This is a genomic window from Roseibium aggregatum IAM 12614 (assembly GCF_000168975.1).
GTDB lineage: Bacteria > Pseudomonadota > Alphaproteobacteria > Rhizobiales > Stappiaceae > Roseibium > Roseibium aggregatum.
Genome location: NZ_AAUW01000002.1, coordinates 13,702 through 28,577, shown reverse-complemented (window position 1 = coordinate 28,577; position 14,876 = coordinate 13,702). Strand labels below are relative to the sequence as shown.

Below are 14,876 nucleotides of genomic sequence, written 5' to 3'. Positions count from 1 at the left end.
GGGGACGCGATGGGAGCGATCCAGCTCAACAAGGTCGAAAAATGGTTCGGCGACCTGCAGGTCATCAAGGGGATCGACCTCGATATCAAGGACGGCGAATTCGTCATCTTTGTCGGGCCATCCGGCTGCGGAAAATCGACACTGCTGCGTCTGATTTCCGGCCTGGAGGAAACCAGTCGAGGTGCCATCGAGATCGACGGCAAGGACGTGACGGCGCTGCCGCCTTCCGGGCGCGGGCTGTCGATGGTGTTCCAGTCCTATGCGCTTTATCCGCATATGTCGGTGCGCGAGAATGTTGGCTTCGGCCTGAAGACGGCAGGCTTTCCAAAGGCGGAGATCGACCGCAAGGTGAATGCGGCCGCCGAAGTTCTGAAGCTGGACGACTATCTCGACCGGCGCCCCAAGGCGCTTTCAGGCGGTCAGCGCCAGCGGGTGGCCATTGGCCGTGCGATCGTGCGCGAGCCGAGCGCCTTCCTGTTCGATGAACCTCTGTCCAACCTGGATGCAGCCCTGCGCGTTGAAATGCGCTTCGAGGTCGCCCGCCTTCACAAGAGCCTTGGCACCACGATGATCTATGTGACCCACGACCAGGTCGAGGCGATGACGCTGGCCGACAAGATCGTGGTGTTGCAGGCCGGCCGGATCGAGCAGGTCGGGTCTCCGCGCGAACTTTATGAGCGGCCGGACAATCTGTTCGTTGCCCAGTTCATCGGCTCGCCGAAGATGAACGTGCTGCCGTGTTCGCTGGAAGAGGGGCAGTTTTCGCTGCGAGGGCACGGCGGCGGTCCCTATCCGCATGCCGGAGGCGCGCAGGTGCCGGTGAAACTGGGCATCCGCCCGGAGCATATCGGTATCACCACGCCGGGCGAAGGACATTGCAGCGGCACGGTGGAAGTTGCCGAATACCTGGGGGCCGACACCTTCCTTTATGTGGCACTCGACGGATTGGACACGATCCTGGTGCGCATCAGCGGGGCGGACGAAGTGGAGGAAGGCACCCGTGTCGGTCTCACCTTCGATGAAAGCCGCCTGCACTTCTTCGATGCAGAGGACAAGGCCATCCGCTGAAGTCAGGCCTGCCGGAACGAAGGGATCTCTTTTCGGCAGGCTCAGTTCCGGCAGAGCACCAGGACGGTGTATTGCGAGGCTTCCTCGTCAATCCTGGTCGGGCTCTTGATGCTGGTGATCGTGTTGTAGCGCGGTGACAGGCCAAGATCTTCCATGAACTGCGCCATCAGCTTTCCGCGCACGGCGAAGTTCACGTTCTCCGGCAGATCACCGGCGAGCTTCAGCGTCTTGAACGTGTCGAGACGGGACACCACGGTGCCGACGACGGCTCCGGTGCGGTCAAGAACCGGGCCACCTGAATTGCCGGGCTGGACAGGGGCCGTCAGCATGAACTGACGGCTGTCGCCCTTCACGCCCGCCAGTGACGAGATCATGCCGGGAGTGAAGTTCAGGTTGTTGTCCAGGATCTGGGCAAACGGGTAGCCGATCACGAAGATTTCCTCGCCGCGCACAATCGGCTGTTCGGAGCGGAATTGCGCGGCATGCTCCGATTTTCTGCTGTCGAGCTGCAGGATCGCAAGATCGTTTTCCGTATCGGCCTTCACCAGTCTTGCGGTTCCGTGGCCGGGAATATCCAGCGACCGGCAGTTGCCAACCACATGCGCATTGGTACCGATGTGGCCTTCCGTGGTCAGGAAATAGCCGCTGCCGGATGAAGAGGTCTTGCGGCCGGGAACATCCTTGCGCGCTCCCTTGGGCAGCGGATCGCTGCGGCTATCGGGTTCGGGAAGCTCCAGTGCGGGCGCCGATGTGACCGCGTCCAGTTTCTCCTCATCGGTTCCGTCGAAAAACGTCATGCTGTTCGACATCGCGACGGCTACCCGGTCCATGAAGACGGCATGCCGCGCCTGCCAGGTCAGCGAGAAACCACGGCTGTCCGAAGAGGTCTTCATCATGCGCAGATAGAAATCGCGTCCGTTGTGCCGGCCGGAAACGACGAAGTAATCGTTGCGGAACTGCTTGTGCTCCACGGTCCTGCCGTCGCTGGTGTCGGTCAGGCGCTTGTAGAGGGCCGCATAGGCGGTCTCGTCTTTCGGGACCTGCAGCGTTTCAAGTTCGATGCTGTTGTCATAGACCCGCCACAGGTGCCCGCGCTGTGTCTGGGTGGACGGCTCGAAGAGTTTGCCCGGAACGCCAAGCTGCAGTCCGGCAATCGCATCCTTATAGGTTTCGAAGCCGACCCGTTCGACAAGGTCGAGACCGTCGCGTTGAAGGATCTGCATCTGCTCGTCATCGAGCACACCGTCCGGATAGAACTCCCGATGTTTCTGGAATGTGGTCAGAGCGTTAAAGGTGAGCTTGCCAAAGGTGCCGTCCACCTGGGAGGCGTAATCGCCGGTGAAAACCAGCAGAAACTGGATGCGGACCCGTTCTCGCCAGTCCTTGGCATGGAACCAGTCCCTGGACTGGTCATAACCTGCCTGAACGGTACCGGCCGAGACCAGCAAAAACACGATGGCATGAAGCAAAGAACGCATAACCAACTCCCCTTGGTCGCGTTCCACATTTTACCAAATCGGCCCTGATGGAAACAGGTTCGCCCGGCTCAGCCGGGGATATCTTACGATAATATCCAAAGGCAATATTCAGAGGAAACGACCGGATAACGGCTTGTTTCAAAGCGGAACAACATCGACCTTGTGATCGGTCGATTGAGACCCGGACGTGCGCAAGACGCCCTTTACCGGCGCTGCATCGCCATAGTCACGGCCGTGGGCGACAACAATGTGATCCTGGCCGACCCGCAGCGCGTTCGTTGGATCGTATTCGATCCAGCCGATCTCGATGCCGCACCAGGCCATGATCCAGGCATGCATGGCGTCGGCACCCTCCAGCCGTTCCTGGCCTTCCGGCGGGATGGTCCGCAGAAAACCGCTGACATAGCCTGCCGGTATTCCGATGCTTCGCAGGCAGGCGATCATGATATGCGAAAAATCCTGGCAGACGCCGTGGCGGCGCTCGAAGGCCTCGATGGCCGGGGTGTCGACTGTCGTGGCCTCAGCGTCGAAACGCATGTCCCTGTTCAAGGCCTCGCCGATGGCTTCCACGGCTGAAATCGTGCTCATTCCCGGTTCCACGAGATCCTGCGCATAGACCGCGAAGGCAGGGTCGAGGGGCAGACGCGGGGAGGCGGACAGGAAATGAACCGGTGCCTTGGGCGCCAGGGACTGGACTGCGGAGAGTTCCTTCGGCAGGGCGCTCAGCGGTGGAGAAATGTCGAGTTCTTCCGGCATTGCGGTTCTGTCGATCCGGGCCTTGAGCTTGAAAGCGAGGTCGCTGTGGCTGCGGCGGTAGGCGACATCCGTGACGGCATTGCCGAAGAAGTCCACCCGGTCGTGCCGCTCGGACGGGCCGGGCACGATGTGGATCTGCCCGGACAGCAACTTCTGCTCACCGGGAATGGTTGCCGGCATCAGCCTGAGCGCGTGATGACCGTAGTTGGCCGGACTGGCATAATCATAGGTAATTTCAAGCGTTACATCGTAGAGCAAGGGTGCCTCACGTCGGGCGAGTTGTGGAAACGCGGCCGTATGTCAGCGGATATAGGCATCGGTCAGCTCCACGGAGAGATAGGCAATCTGGTCCCGCAGATCGGCAAGAGAGTCCGGTGTCAGGGTATCCGGGGTGGCGATTGCCAGAAGGGTATGAACCTGCAGGACGGAGCGGGCCAGCTCCGACAGGTGTCCGTTTTCCGTCGCGTTGGGCAGCACGCCGATATGATCTTTCATGTCGGTGAGCTGATAGAGCACCGCACGCGGGTTCTGCGTGTCCATCGCCAGAAGGTCCAGCACCGTGGCGTGGCTGAGGGAAACCGCATAACGCCGGCTCATGGACATGGCGCTGTCGCCAACCTCCAGCAGCAGTTCAAGAGAGCCTTCCGGTGCATCCTTGGCGGTGAAGACCGACAGGAGATCGGCCATCCGGTGGGCACGTTCCAATGCGCGGCCGATGGACAAAAAGCGCCAGCCGATGAACCTGTACATGTTCTCATGCACGAGGCCCGAAAAGCCGGTGATCTTGCGCAGGAGCAGGCCCATGGCCCGTGTGACGTCGGCATTGGCATGCATCGTGCGCCTGACGCCGTTTGCAGTCTGGGCCAGGTCGTTGAGCGCCAGCCAGCCGTCGACGGAAAACCGGTCGCGCACCTTCGCCGCGCTGGCGACGGCAGATTGCAGCATGTCGCATAAACCCGCCGGAACCGGTTCGGCCGGTGACATGCCGATCTTGTCGAGATAGTCCGCCGTCAGGGCGACAAGTGGGGCCTCCGGGTCTGCCGTTTCCATCAGGCGGGCATGATAGGCCCGCAGCAGCCGCACTGCGCCTTCCGCCCGTTCCACATAGCGACCGAGCCAGAACAGGTTGTCGGCTGCGCGAGAGGGCAGCGAGCCGGTCTGCGATTTGAAGAACGGCGATTCCGTCTGGTGAAGCAGGGTTTCCTTGTGCTGCTTCTGGCCACCGACGATCCAGACATCGGCGGCGGACCCGCCGGACTGCATGGCAATGGCGCTGACATCTTCCGTCTGGCCGATCCGGGCAAAGCCACCTGCCATCACTTCCCAGCCGTTGGCGGTCCGGGCAAGGAACACCCGCAGGCTCATCGGCCGGGGAACCAGAAGACCGTTGTCGTAGGCCGGCGTTGTCGACAGGGTGACGGCTTCCTGTCCGACGAGCTTGTCGCTCTTGCTGTCGATCCAGGTTTCCAGAATGCCCTTGTGGAACTTGCCGAAATCCTTGCCGATAAAGTCGGTCTGGGAGGAGGTGAAAGGCAGGGCGGTCGACAGAGCGGGGCTGAACATCATGCCCTCTGCGTGTTCCTTCACGTAGGCTTTCGTTCCCTCTTCGCCGCACCACCAGGTCGCGACATTCGGCAGTTTCAGCGGTTCGCCGAGCAGATGCTCGCTGATGCGCGGCAGGAACGCCAGCAGCGCCCGCGTTTCCAGGATGCCGGTGCCGAGTGCGTTGATCATGGTCACCGCGCCACTGCGCACGGCCTGAACAAGGCCCGGTGTGCCGATCTGTGAGGTTTCGTTCAACTCCACCGGATCGGCCCAGCCGGCATCGAGGCGCCGCCAGAGAACACTGACGGGCTTCAGGCCGGCAACCGTACGCACCATCAGCTTGCCGTTTTCAACCGTCAGGTCTTCGCCTTCCAGCAGCATGAAGCCGAGATAGCGGGCGATATAGGCATGCTCGAAATAGGTGTCGTTCAGGGGACCAGGCGTCAGGATGGAAACGCGGCTGTCGCTCTCCCCGCGCAGTTCGACCAGGTGATCGCGGAACCGCCGGAAAAATCCGGCCAGCCGGTGAACGTTTGCCCGGGCAAAGAATTCGTTGAAGACGCGCCCCGTCGCGACCCGGTTTTCCAGGGCGAAACCGGCGCCCGATGGCGCCTGGGCCCTGTCGGACAGGACCCACCAGGTGCCGTCGGGCCCGCGGCCGATCTCAAACGAGAGGAAATGCAGAAAGTGCCCCGATTTCGGCCTGATGCCTACGAGCGGACGCTGCCATTCGGGACTTTGCGCAATCAGGCTTGCGGGCAGATAGCCATTCGCCACCAGCCGGTTGTCGCCGTAAAGGTCGGCAACGACCTGTTCCAGAAGTTCGGCGCGCTGCGTCAGGCCATCCGCGATCACCTGCCAGTCGTCCTGGCTGATGATCACCGGAATATGGCTCAGTGGCCATTCGCGCTCGTTGGCCCCATCCTGCCCGTACTGACGGAAATAGACACCGGCATCGTTCAGATACTGATTGCCGCGCGCAAACCGCTCGGTGATTTCATCTGCCGTCAATGCGCTCAGATGATCGAGAAACGGCCGCCAGACAGGTCTCACCCGCCCGTCGGGAAACAGCAGCTCGTCCGAGACATCCGGAAAGTGACGATAGGCCTTCAAGAGGCCGTAGCGAAGCGCTCCGGGTTCTGCGTTTTCGTCCAAGCTCATACGTCGTTTCCAATCGGCGGGGCTGCCGGCCCGTCAGACATTCTGCGGTCTGCGCAGGTCCAACGTCAACGGAAACTCCGGATGCGGCCGTTCCAGCCCCGGCAGATAGAGCCCGGGCGTGTGGCCGTGCGGCTCGAACCGGGCAAGGCGCCGGGCCTCTGCCTCGTTTCCGTTGACGGGAAACGTTTCATAGTTCCGCCCGCCCGGATGGGCAACATGGTAGACGCAGCCACCGAGCGCCCGGCCGCTCCACCGGTCGAATATATCGAAGGTGAGCGGGGCGTCGACCGGATGCACAGGATGCAGTGCCACGGCCGGTTGCCAGGCCTTGTAGCGGACACCGGCGACTGAAACACCATTGGTCTCGGTTTTCCTCAGCGGCAACGTGCGGCGGTTACAGGTGACGGCATAGCGGTCCGGATCGCTGGTGGTGAGCTTGACCTGCAGGCGTTCGGTGGAACTGTCGGTATAGCGCACAGTGCCGCCGATGGCGCCGGTCTCGCCCAAGACGTGCCAGGGTTCCAGCGCCTGGCGCAGCTCCAGGTGCACGCCGTCCACCTCAATCTCTCCGCAGAAGGGGAAACGGAATTCCGCCTGGGCCTCGAACCAGTCCGGACGCATCTGAAAGCCGTGATGCTCCAGATCGCCCAGAACATCGAGGAAATCCGTCCAGACATAATGTGGCAGCATGAAACGGTCGTGCAGGGCCGTGCCCCAACGGGTCAGGTTGCCGGACAGCGGCTGCTGCCACAGGCGCGCGATGAGGGCCCGCAGCAACAGTTGCTGGGCAAGGCTCATGCGCGGGTCCGGCGGCATTTCGAAGCCGCGGAACTCGACCAGACCCAGCCGCCCCGTCGGGCCGTCGGGTGAGTAGAGCTTGTCGATGCAGATTTCCGCCCGGTGGGTGTTGCCGGTGACATCCACCAGAAGGTTGCGCAGCAGCCTGTCGACCAGCCACGGGAACGGGGCAGCGCCTTCGTTGGGGCGGTGGATCTGGGCCAGGGCGACTTCCAGCTCGTACAGGCCGTCGTGCCGGGCTTCGTCAACACGTGGTGCCTGGGACGTCGGGCCAATGAAGAGGCCGGAGAACAGATAGGAGAGGCTCGGATGGCGCTGCCAATGCAGGATCAGGCTGCGCAGAAGATCGGGCCGGCGCAGGAACGGGCTGTCGAGCGGCGTCGCGCCGCCAACCACTACGTGGTTGCCGCCACCGGTACCGGTGTGCTTGCCGTCGATCATGAATTTGTCGGCCCCGAGCCGTGACTGGCGGGCTTCCTCGTAGACGCCTTCGGTAATGGCGACACAGTCCTGCCAGTTGGCCGCGGGGTGGATGTTGACCTCGATCACGCCTGGATCGGGTGCGACGCGGATGACATTCATGCGCGGGTCGGTCGGGGGCGGATACCCTTCGATGTGGACCGGCAGGTCGAGATCGGCCGCGGCGGCTTCCGCAACCGAAATCAGTTCCAGATAGTCCTCGATCCGCTCCACCGGCGGCATGAAGACACACAACCGTCCGTCGCGGGCTTCCACTGACAGAGCGGTTCTGACGGACGCTTCGCCGAGTTCACCCTCCGGCAGGGTCTGCTCCTGCCGGTCCTGCTGGCCTTCAGCAGCGGTGAAATGGGCGACATTCTGCTTGCGGTCGGCGCGTTGACCGGCGGGAAACTCCGGCAGAGGGTCGCGCGGCACAGTCGGGTCGGCGATGTTGGTGTAGGGGTACCGGGCCGGTGGGACATAGGGCAGGGATTCCAGCGGCAGGCGGTAGCCGACGGGGCTGTCTCCGGGAACGAGGAACAGTGCATCACGGCGCAGTTTCCAGCGCTCGGACCGCCAGCGGTGTCCGCTAGCCTTCGACTGCCATCGCTGGATCGGCAGCACATGGCCGGCAGGTTCGGTCAGCCCCCGGTCGAAGACGCGCGCGATGCGATGCCGGGCTTCGGCATCCTCCAGCTTGGAGTTTTTCGGGGTGACGTTTTCCGGCAGGTTGGCTTCCTTCACCAGCCAGACCGCCGGGTCCTCGTAGGCAGGCACGACATAGTCCGGATCGATTTCCAGCTTTGTCGCAATCTCCTGCAGCAGCGCTTCTGCCTGTTCGGCGCCGGCTTTGGTGTCGTCGCCTTCTTCGGCGATCAGGGCCGGGTCTTTCCAGATGGGTTTTTCGTCGCGCCGCCAGTAGAGCGAAAAGGTCCAGCGGGGCAATGTTTCGCCCGGATACCATTTCCCCTGGCCGTAATGCAGGAAACCGCCGGGGGCGAACCGTTCGCGCAGACGGCGGATCAGAATGTCCGCCTTCTGGCGTTTGGTCGGGCCGACCGCGTCGGTGTTCCATTCTGCGGCTTCGAAATCGTCGATCGAGACGAAGGTCGGCTCGCCGCCCATGGTGAGGCGAACATCTTCCTGCGACAGGATACGGTCGACCTTGGCACCGAGCTGATTGAGCGCGGCCCAGGCGTCGTCGGAAAACGGTTTGGTGATGCGCGGATGTTCGGCAACTCGGGCGACCTTCATGTCGAAGGAAAAGTCGACCTCCGCCTTGCTCGCCATGCCGACAATCGGCGCAGCGTTGACGTAATGCGGTGTCGCGGCCAGCGGAATGTGGCTTTCGCCTGCAAGCAGTCCGGAGGTGGGGTCCAGTCCGATCCAGCCGGCACCGGGCAGGAAAACCTCGGCCCAGGCGTGCAGATCGGTGAAGTCGTGGTCGGTGCCGGAGGGGCCGTCCAGTGCTTCGAGGTCCGGCTTCAACTGGATGAGATACCCGGAGACAAACCTTGCGGCAAAGCCGAGATGGCGCAGAGCCTGCACCAGCAGCCAGGTGGAATCGCGGCAGGACCCGGTGCCTTTCTCGAAGGTTTCTTCCGGTGTCTGGACGCCGGGCTCCATGCGGATGACGTAGTTGACGGTCTGGGAGACTTTGGCATTCAGCCCGACGATGAAGTCGACGGTTCTCAGGCGATCCTTCGGGACGGTTTCCAGGAATGCGGTCATGCGCGGCCCGGTCGGGTCGAGCCGCCGGTAGATCTGGAGATCCTCGCGAAGTTCCGGCGGATAGTCGAAGGGCCATTCCTCCGCGCTTTCCTCGATGAAGAAATCGAACGGATTATAGACGGCCATGTCGGCGACCAGATCCACCTCGATCTTGAATTCGCGCACAGGTTCGGGAAACACGAAGCGGGACAGCCAGTTGCCGTAGGGGTCCTGCTGGTGATTGACGAAGTGTCCTTGCGGCGAAACCTTGAGCGAGTGAGAGAGGACCCGGGTGCGGCTGTGAGGGGCCGGCCGCAGGCGAATGATCTGCGGGCTTAACGTAACTGGACGGTCGTATCGGTAATGGGTGAGATGATAAATGCTTGCACGAATTGACATTAACAGGATCCCGGTAGTGTCCGTTTCAAGGCGCGTGTCTCAGGTTTTCACAAAATCAAACGTATAACCACGTCTTTCTGTAGGCAGTTTGGCCTTGCAAACCGGCCGGAGCGTCGTGTGTTGACAGCAGCGCTGACGCTCGGGCAGGTGGTCAAGCGCACCCCCGATCAGCCGGTCAGGGTTCGTTAAGCACGCCGTGAGCCTTCCGGTGACGCCGGTTTTGAAACGTGCTTTTTCAGCGCTGATTTTGCTTTGATTAAGAAAATCGGATCAAGGTGCCGCCTGCCTGCAAATGGCCTGGTGGCAGTTCTCCTGCCGAACCCGGTTCCTTCGCAGGCAGTCTTGAGGGCCTGTTCCTGACAATCTTGGGTGTTGACCGACTGAAGTGCGTGCAAATGCTTGCCGCTTCTTCAGAATGTGTTTTGTGGTTCATATGAACATGAAGCTGTTCCAGCCTCTTTCCCTGGCGGCGGACGGGCTTCAGAGCCAAGGTTCGGGGCACGTCTGTCAAGGCGAGCCGGGCTGCAGGTCCGTTGCTGGCAAGGTTGAAGTGCGAAGGATAGATATGTTCGTCAGACTGCTGTGCATGGTTTGGTTCTGGATTGCGGCCAGTGTGGTCCAGGCGTCGGACTTTCGCGTGACCTTCATCAATCCGGGTGGTGAAACGGGCTTCTGGGGCGACGTGTCCAAAACGATGTCTGCTGCTGCCGCCGATCTGAATGTCGACCTGGAAATTCTCTACGCAAACCGGCGTCCCTACGGCATGCAGGAACTGCTCAGACGCCGTCTGGACCAGGGGGACCTGCCCGACTATTTCATCCTGGTCAACGAGAACCAGTCAGCAGCCCGGCTGATGCAGCTTATGGAAGGCAAGCCCAGCAAGGTTCTGTTCCTGCTCAACAAGCTGACACCCCAGCAAAGGGTTGAACTCGAACGCCGGAATATCGATCTGAGCGGCATCATTGCCTCGATCGTTCCGGATAATGAAACGGCCGGTTACGACATGGCGCAGTCGCTGTTTGACGAGGCGCGGCTGTTTCATCCGCAGGTAAAGGAAATCCGGCTGCTTGCGCTGACAGGTGACACGACCACACCTGCCGGCCTTCAACGCGAACTCGGCATGATGCGCGCCGTCGCGGACAACAGCGATGTCAAGCTGGTCCATGCCATTCCGGTGAACTGGAACGAGGAACTTGCTTTCGTGCGCACGCGCAACGTCCTGAACCGGACGCGGATCGATGTGGTGTGGGGCGCAAATGACGAGATTGCCCTCGGCGCACAACGGGCAGCGGCCGAGGCCGGATTGCATATCGGCAAGGACATCTTGTTTGCAGGGCTCAACTGGTCAAACAGGGGTATGAACTCGGTGAAATCGGGCAACCTGACCATGACCCATGGCGGTCATTTTTTCGCGGGTGCCTGGTCGATTGTCATGCTGAGAGACCATTATTTCAGACGCATCCAGAGCGAGGTCTCCGTCGATGTCATGTTCAAGATGTCGCCCATTACCTCGCAGAATGTGGACGTTTATCTCAGTCGGCTTGGGGACGGGAACTGGGACAAGATAGATTTTGCGGGCTTCTGCAAATCAATGTCCAACCGCAGCCACTACGACTTTTCCGCAACCGCCATTCTGGAAGCCGCCGACAATTGAGAACACGCCGGAGGGAAGCGCCGGTATCCACCCGTTTTGTCATGACCCTTTGATATCTCTTCTATCCAACTCTGCCGTGTGGAGGCTATAGATGCCGTCAAACGGTCGTTCGAAGAGACCAGCGGGGAGAACCATGAACGATAAAGTCGAGCCGGAAAAAGCCTATAATCCGGAATCGGAAGGCGCCGAGATGCGCTTTGCGGACAAGATGTCCTACGGCGATTATCTGGGCCTGACACAGATATTGCGCGCTCAGGCGCCCTTGTCCGATGCGTCCGACGAGCTGCTTTTCATCATTCAGCATCAGACCTCGGAATTGTGGATGAAGCTCATGCTGCATGAGCTGAACGCCGCCCGCGAGGCCATTGAAGACGATCACATGCCGCAGGCGATGAAGTTGCTTGCCCGGGTGAGCCGTATCATGGAGCAGCTGAATTCAGCCTGGGACGTGCTGCGGACAATGACCCCCAGCGACTACACGCAGTTCCGCGATGCGCTCGGCATGTCCTCCGGTTTCCAGTCGCTGCAATACCGGTTGATCGAATATGCGCTGGGCAACCGGAACACGGCGATGATCCGCCCGCATGAGCATGACGCGCAAAGCGTTGCTCTGCTGAATGCGGAGCTGGCGCGGCCGAGCCTGTATCAGGTCGTGCTTGCCTTTGCCCGCCGTCAGGGGCTCGATGTGCCGGAGAGCGCCATCGCCGAGCCTTCGTCTGCCCCGCATCGCGAAATCCCCGAGATCATGGCTTTGTGGCAGACGGTCTACCGGGACCCGGCCGCCCATTGGGCGCTCTATGAGGTTGGTGAAAAACTGGTTGATCTGGAAGACTACTTCCGCCGCTGGCGCTTCAATCATGTCACCACCGTGGAACGGGTGATCGGCTTCAAGCGCGGGACCGGCGGCACTGGCGGCGTGACCTATCTGAAACGCATGCTGGAAGTCGAACTCTTCCCCGAACTCTGGCACGTGCGCACCGCTCTTTAAAGTAAAGGGAGCGCTCCTCTCACTCTATGACGAATTGCATGTTTGCCATCCGCGAATGTGCCGATAGAGTGTCGTTTCAAGAGCCCCGCAAGCGGGCTCAAGGGACTTAAGAGAGGGGATTTCCTATGTTGAAACAATTTGCTGCGGCTGCCAGCCTGGTGGCCATTCTGGCAGGAGCCGCCCAGGCCGAACCGGTGAAGGTCGGCATGATCACGACGCTGTCTGGTGGTGGCGCGGGTCTCGGCATCGACGCGCGCGACGGCTTCATGCTGGCGGTCAAACAAGCCGGCAACAAGGACCTGGAAGTGATCATCGAGGATGACCAGCGCAAGCCGGACGTGGCGGTTCAACTTGCCGACAAGATGATCCAGTCGGACAAGGTCGACGTCCTGACCGGTATCATCTGGTCGAACCTGGCCATGGCGGTGGTGCCGTCGGTAACGGCTCAGGGCAAGTTCTATCTGTCGCCGAACGCGGGGCCTTCCGCACTGGCCGGCAAGGGCTGTCATCCGAACTATTTCAGCGTCGCCTACCAGAACGACAACCTGCATGAAGCCGCTGGTGCGTACTCCAAGGAAGCCGGTTTCAAGAAGACCTTTATCCTGGCGCCGAATTATCCGGCCGGCCAGGATTCGCTCACGGGCTTCAAGCGCTACTATGACGGCGAACTGGCGGGTGAGATCTACACCAAGCTGGGCCAGACCGACTATGCGGCCGAGCTTGCCCAGATCCGCGCATCGGGCGCCGACAGCGTGTTCTTCTTCCTGCCCGGCGGCATGGGGATTTCCTTCCTGAAGCAATATGCCGACAGCGGCATCGGCTTGCCGGTCGTCGGTCCGGCTTTCTCGTTCGATCAGGGCATCCTGCAGGCCGTTGGCGATGCGGCGCTGGGGGTGAAGAACACCAGCCAGTGGAGCAAGGACATCGACAATGATGCCAACAAGGCGTTTGTCGAAAGCTTCCAGGCCGAATACGGCCGCCTGCCGTCGCTCTATGCGGCCCAGGGCTTCGACACCGCCAACCTGCTGCTGTCGGCCATGGCCAAATCGGATGTGACGGACGCGGACGCTTTCCGCGCAGCTCTTGAAGCCGCCGACTTCCCGTCCGTGCGTGGCAAGTTCAGCTTCGGCCCGAACCATCACCCGATCCAGGACATCTACGTCCGTGAGGTGATCAAGGAAGGTGACGTCTACACCAACAAGATCGTCGGAACGGCCCTGACCGATCACGGCGATGCCTATTCGGACGAGTGCAAGATGTAAGCCCACTTCGGGTTTTCTTCATCAGAAAGGCGCGGCTTCCGGCTGCGCCTTTTTCTTTTTGAAATCATGGGGCTCCCCGGTCCCGGCTCGCGCTTCGCCGGAAGCACGGGGCTGGGTTCCATTGCCTATGCTGGCGAAATTACACCTCACCTGACTGCGGTCTTTCCAGGGCTCGCCCCCGGCAAACCACACCTTGACCATTCCAGTTGGGGCTGCGGTCTGGCCCAAGGGCATCGGCATGGATCCCATGGTCGAGCCATGGGATGACGGGGAGCGAGTAGGAGAATAGAGGGCATGTATACTTCGATACTTTGCCCAGCTTCCGTCATTGCAGGGCTTGACCCTGCAATCCATGCCGCGACCTCAGCGAACGGAGAGGGTGTGATCTGACGCGAGCTATTTCCCGAAGGCCCCGGCGTCGATCATCTGCTGGAACATCTCTTCCATGGAGGTCTTCATCGGCCTGTAGGTCATGCCGAGTGCACGTTTGCTCTTGGTGTTGTCGGCGCGCCATTTCACGTCGACATTGTTGGCGACGAATTTCCGGGAAATATCGCCGACAATCGGTCCGACCAGCCAGACGATCCATTTCGGCAGAGACTGGCGCGGGACCGGGTAGCGGTCGCCGTATTTCTCGATCAAGGCCTTGCCGAGTTCCAGAATGTTGGTGTTGTGGCCGGAGATGATGTGCCGACCGTCGGCATCTTCCCTGAAGCCTGCTTCCATATGCGCCCTTGCGAGGTCGCGTACATCCACAACCCCCAGGCCGAGTTTCGGCGCGCCCCGTTTCATGGTGCCATCGCCCATCTGGCGGACGATGTTGAAACTTTCCGAGGTCGGCCTGTCGTTGAGGGCAGGGCCGATCACCAGTGACGGATTGACGGTGACCAGTTTGAAGCGGTCCTGCGCCTCGGCAATCTTCCAGGCTTCCTGTTCCGCGAGTGTCTTGGAATAGCTGTAGGGCTGGTAGTCGAGGGATGCCGAGGTGTTCCAGACATCTTCCGTCAGAACGCCGCCGGGCGCCTTTGAGCAATCGATCGCATCGGTGTAGATGGCCGCGCAGGAACTGGTGACGACCACGCGTTTGACACCAGGTGTCCGGGCGGCCGTTTCCAGAACGTTCCCTGTGCCTTTTACGGCCGGATCGACCAGCTCCCGTTGCGGGTCCCTGACCGACGTGGTGAACGGCGAGGCTGTGTGGAACACGATCGCGCAGCCTGCCATGGCCTCGGCGTAGGAGCCCTCGTTCAGCAGATCGGCCTTGAAGAAGCGCAAGGTGCCGGGTGATGTGGCTGCAATTTCCTGAAGGTGTGCGGTCTTTCTGGTGTCTCCCGGATCTCGGACGGCAGCATGTACCGTTATTCCCGCATCGAGCAATTCTTTCACCAGCCAGCCGGCGACATAGCCTGTGGCCCCCGTTACCAGCACCGGTTCATCAGTTGGAAAAGTGGTCATTGGTTGCTTTGATCCTCGCTTCGGGGAGCCGTGAAGGCGCTGGCGGCTCGTTCGCCATGAGACATAGCCACTGGAGGGGGTGCGTCAATGCAGGAGATGATCTGCACCGCGGCTGGCTGCATCTAATCACCGGAGCAGGACCG

Annotated in this window: 9 protein-coding genes; 4 read left to right on the top strand and 5 right to left on the bottom strand. The window is 61.1% G+C overall.

What is annotated here, in order from left to right; translation table 11 throughout:
* The first annotated feature begins 9 nt into the window (after positions 1–9).
* Positions 10–1,068: an ABC transporter ATP-binding protein gene (locus SIAM614_RS02675; RefSeq protein ID WP_006931854.1), complete on the top strand. Its 1,059-nt coding sequence runs from the start codon at positions 10–12 to the stop codon at positions 1,066–1,068.
* 41 nt (positions 1,069–1,109) lie between these two features.
* Here the strand turns inward: SIAM614_RS02675 and SIAM614_RS02670 are convergent, their stop codons facing one another.
* From SIAM614_RS02670 to SIAM614_RS02655, 4 genes are all read right to left on the bottom strand, one after another.
* Entirely contained in the window at positions 1,110–2,546 is a 1,437-nt protein-coding gene (locus SIAM614_RS02670; RefSeq protein ID WP_006931852.1) for a serine protease, read from the bottom strand.
* 138 nt (positions 2,547–2,684) lie between these two features.
* Entirely contained in the window at positions 2,685–3,560 is an 876-nt protein-coding gene (locus SIAM614_RS02665) for a transglutaminase family protein (protein WP_006931851.1), read from the bottom strand.
* Positions 3,561–3,602: 42 nt separating this feature from the next.
* Positions 3,603–6,008 carry a circularly permuted type 2 ATP-grasp protein gene (locus tag SIAM614_RS02660; RefSeq protein ID WP_006931850.1) on the bottom strand — a complete coding sequence of 802 codons (2,406 nt, stop codon included), beginning with the start codon at positions 6,006–6,008 and terminating at the stop codon, positions 3,603–3,605.
* Positions 6,009–6,041: 33 nt separating this feature from the next.
* Positions 6,042–9,374, bottom strand: a complete 3,333-nt coding sequence (locus tag SIAM614_RS02655) for a transglutaminase family protein (protein ID WP_006931849.1) — start codon at positions 9,372–9,374, stop codon at positions 6,042–6,044.
* Between the two features lie 565 nt (positions 9,375–9,939).
* Here SIAM614_RS02655 and SIAM614_RS02650 point away from each other — a divergent pair.
* From SIAM614_RS02650 to SIAM614_RS02640, 3 genes are all read left to right on the top strand, one after another.
* A complete protein-coding gene (locus SIAM614_RS02650) occupies positions 9,940–11,028 on the top strand; it encodes an ABC transporter substrate-binding protein (protein ID WP_208983877.1) in 1,089 nt (362 codons plus the stop codon).
* Positions 11,029–11,161: 133 nt separating this feature from the next.
* The gene (gene kynA, locus SIAM614_RS02645; RefSeq protein ID WP_006931847.1) at positions 11,162–12,016 is read left to right on the top strand and encodes a tryptophan 2,3-dioxygenase; all 855 of its coding nucleotides are present in this window, start codon (positions 11,162–11,164) and stop codon (positions 12,014–12,016) included.
* Positions 12,017–12,141: 125 nt separating this feature from the next.
* Positions 12,142–13,278 carry an ABC transporter substrate-binding protein gene (locus tag SIAM614_RS02640; RefSeq protein ID WP_006931846.1) on the top strand — a complete coding sequence of 379 codons (1,137 nt, stop codon included), beginning with the start codon at positions 12,142–12,144 and terminating at the stop codon, positions 13,276–13,278.
* A gap of 396 nt (positions 13,279–13,674) precedes the next feature.
* On the opposite strand, the gene SIAM614_RS02630 is transcribed toward SIAM614_RS02640, so the two are convergent.
* A complete protein-coding gene (locus SIAM614_RS02630) occupies positions 13,675–14,733 on the bottom strand; it encodes an NAD-dependent epimerase/dehydratase family protein (protein ID WP_040438988.1) in 1,059 nt (352 codons plus the stop codon).
* Between the last annotated feature and the right edge of the window lie 143 nt (positions 14,734–14,876).

Excerpts from the sequence above, each read along its gene's own strand:
- SIAM614_RS02675 (WP_006931854.1), top strand. The coding sequence starts at position 10 with ATGGGAGCGATCCAGCTCAACAAGGTCGAAAAATGGTTCGGCGACCTG.
- kynA (WP_006931847.1), top strand. The coding sequence starts at position 11,162 with ATGAACGATAAAGTCGAGCCGGAAAAAGCCTATAATCCGGAATCGGAA.
- SIAM614_RS02630 (WP_040438988.1), bottom strand. The coding sequence starts at position 14,733 with ATGACCACTTTTCCAACTGATGAACCGGTGCTGGTAACGGGGGCCACA.
- SIAM614_RS02640 (WP_006931846.1), top strand. The coding sequence starts at position 12,142 with ATGTTGAAACAATTTGCTGCGGCTGCCAGCCTGGTGGCCATTCTGGCA.
- SIAM614_RS02670 (WP_006931852.1), bottom strand. The coding sequence starts at position 2,546 with ATGCGTTCTTTGCTTCATGCCATCGTGTTTTTGCTGGTCTCGGCCGGT.
- SIAM614_RS02660 (WP_006931850.1), bottom strand. The coding sequence starts at position 6,008 with ATGAGCTTGGACGAAAACGCAGAACCCGGAGCGCTTCGCTACGGCCTC.
- SIAM614_RS02650 (WP_208983877.1), top strand. The coding sequence starts at position 9,940 with ATGTTCGTCAGACTGCTGTGCATGGTTTGGTTCTGGATTGCGGCCAGT.
- SIAM614_RS02655 (WP_006931849.1), bottom strand. The coding sequence starts at position 9,374 with ATGTCAATTCGTGCAAGCATTTATCATCTCACCCATTACCGATACGAC.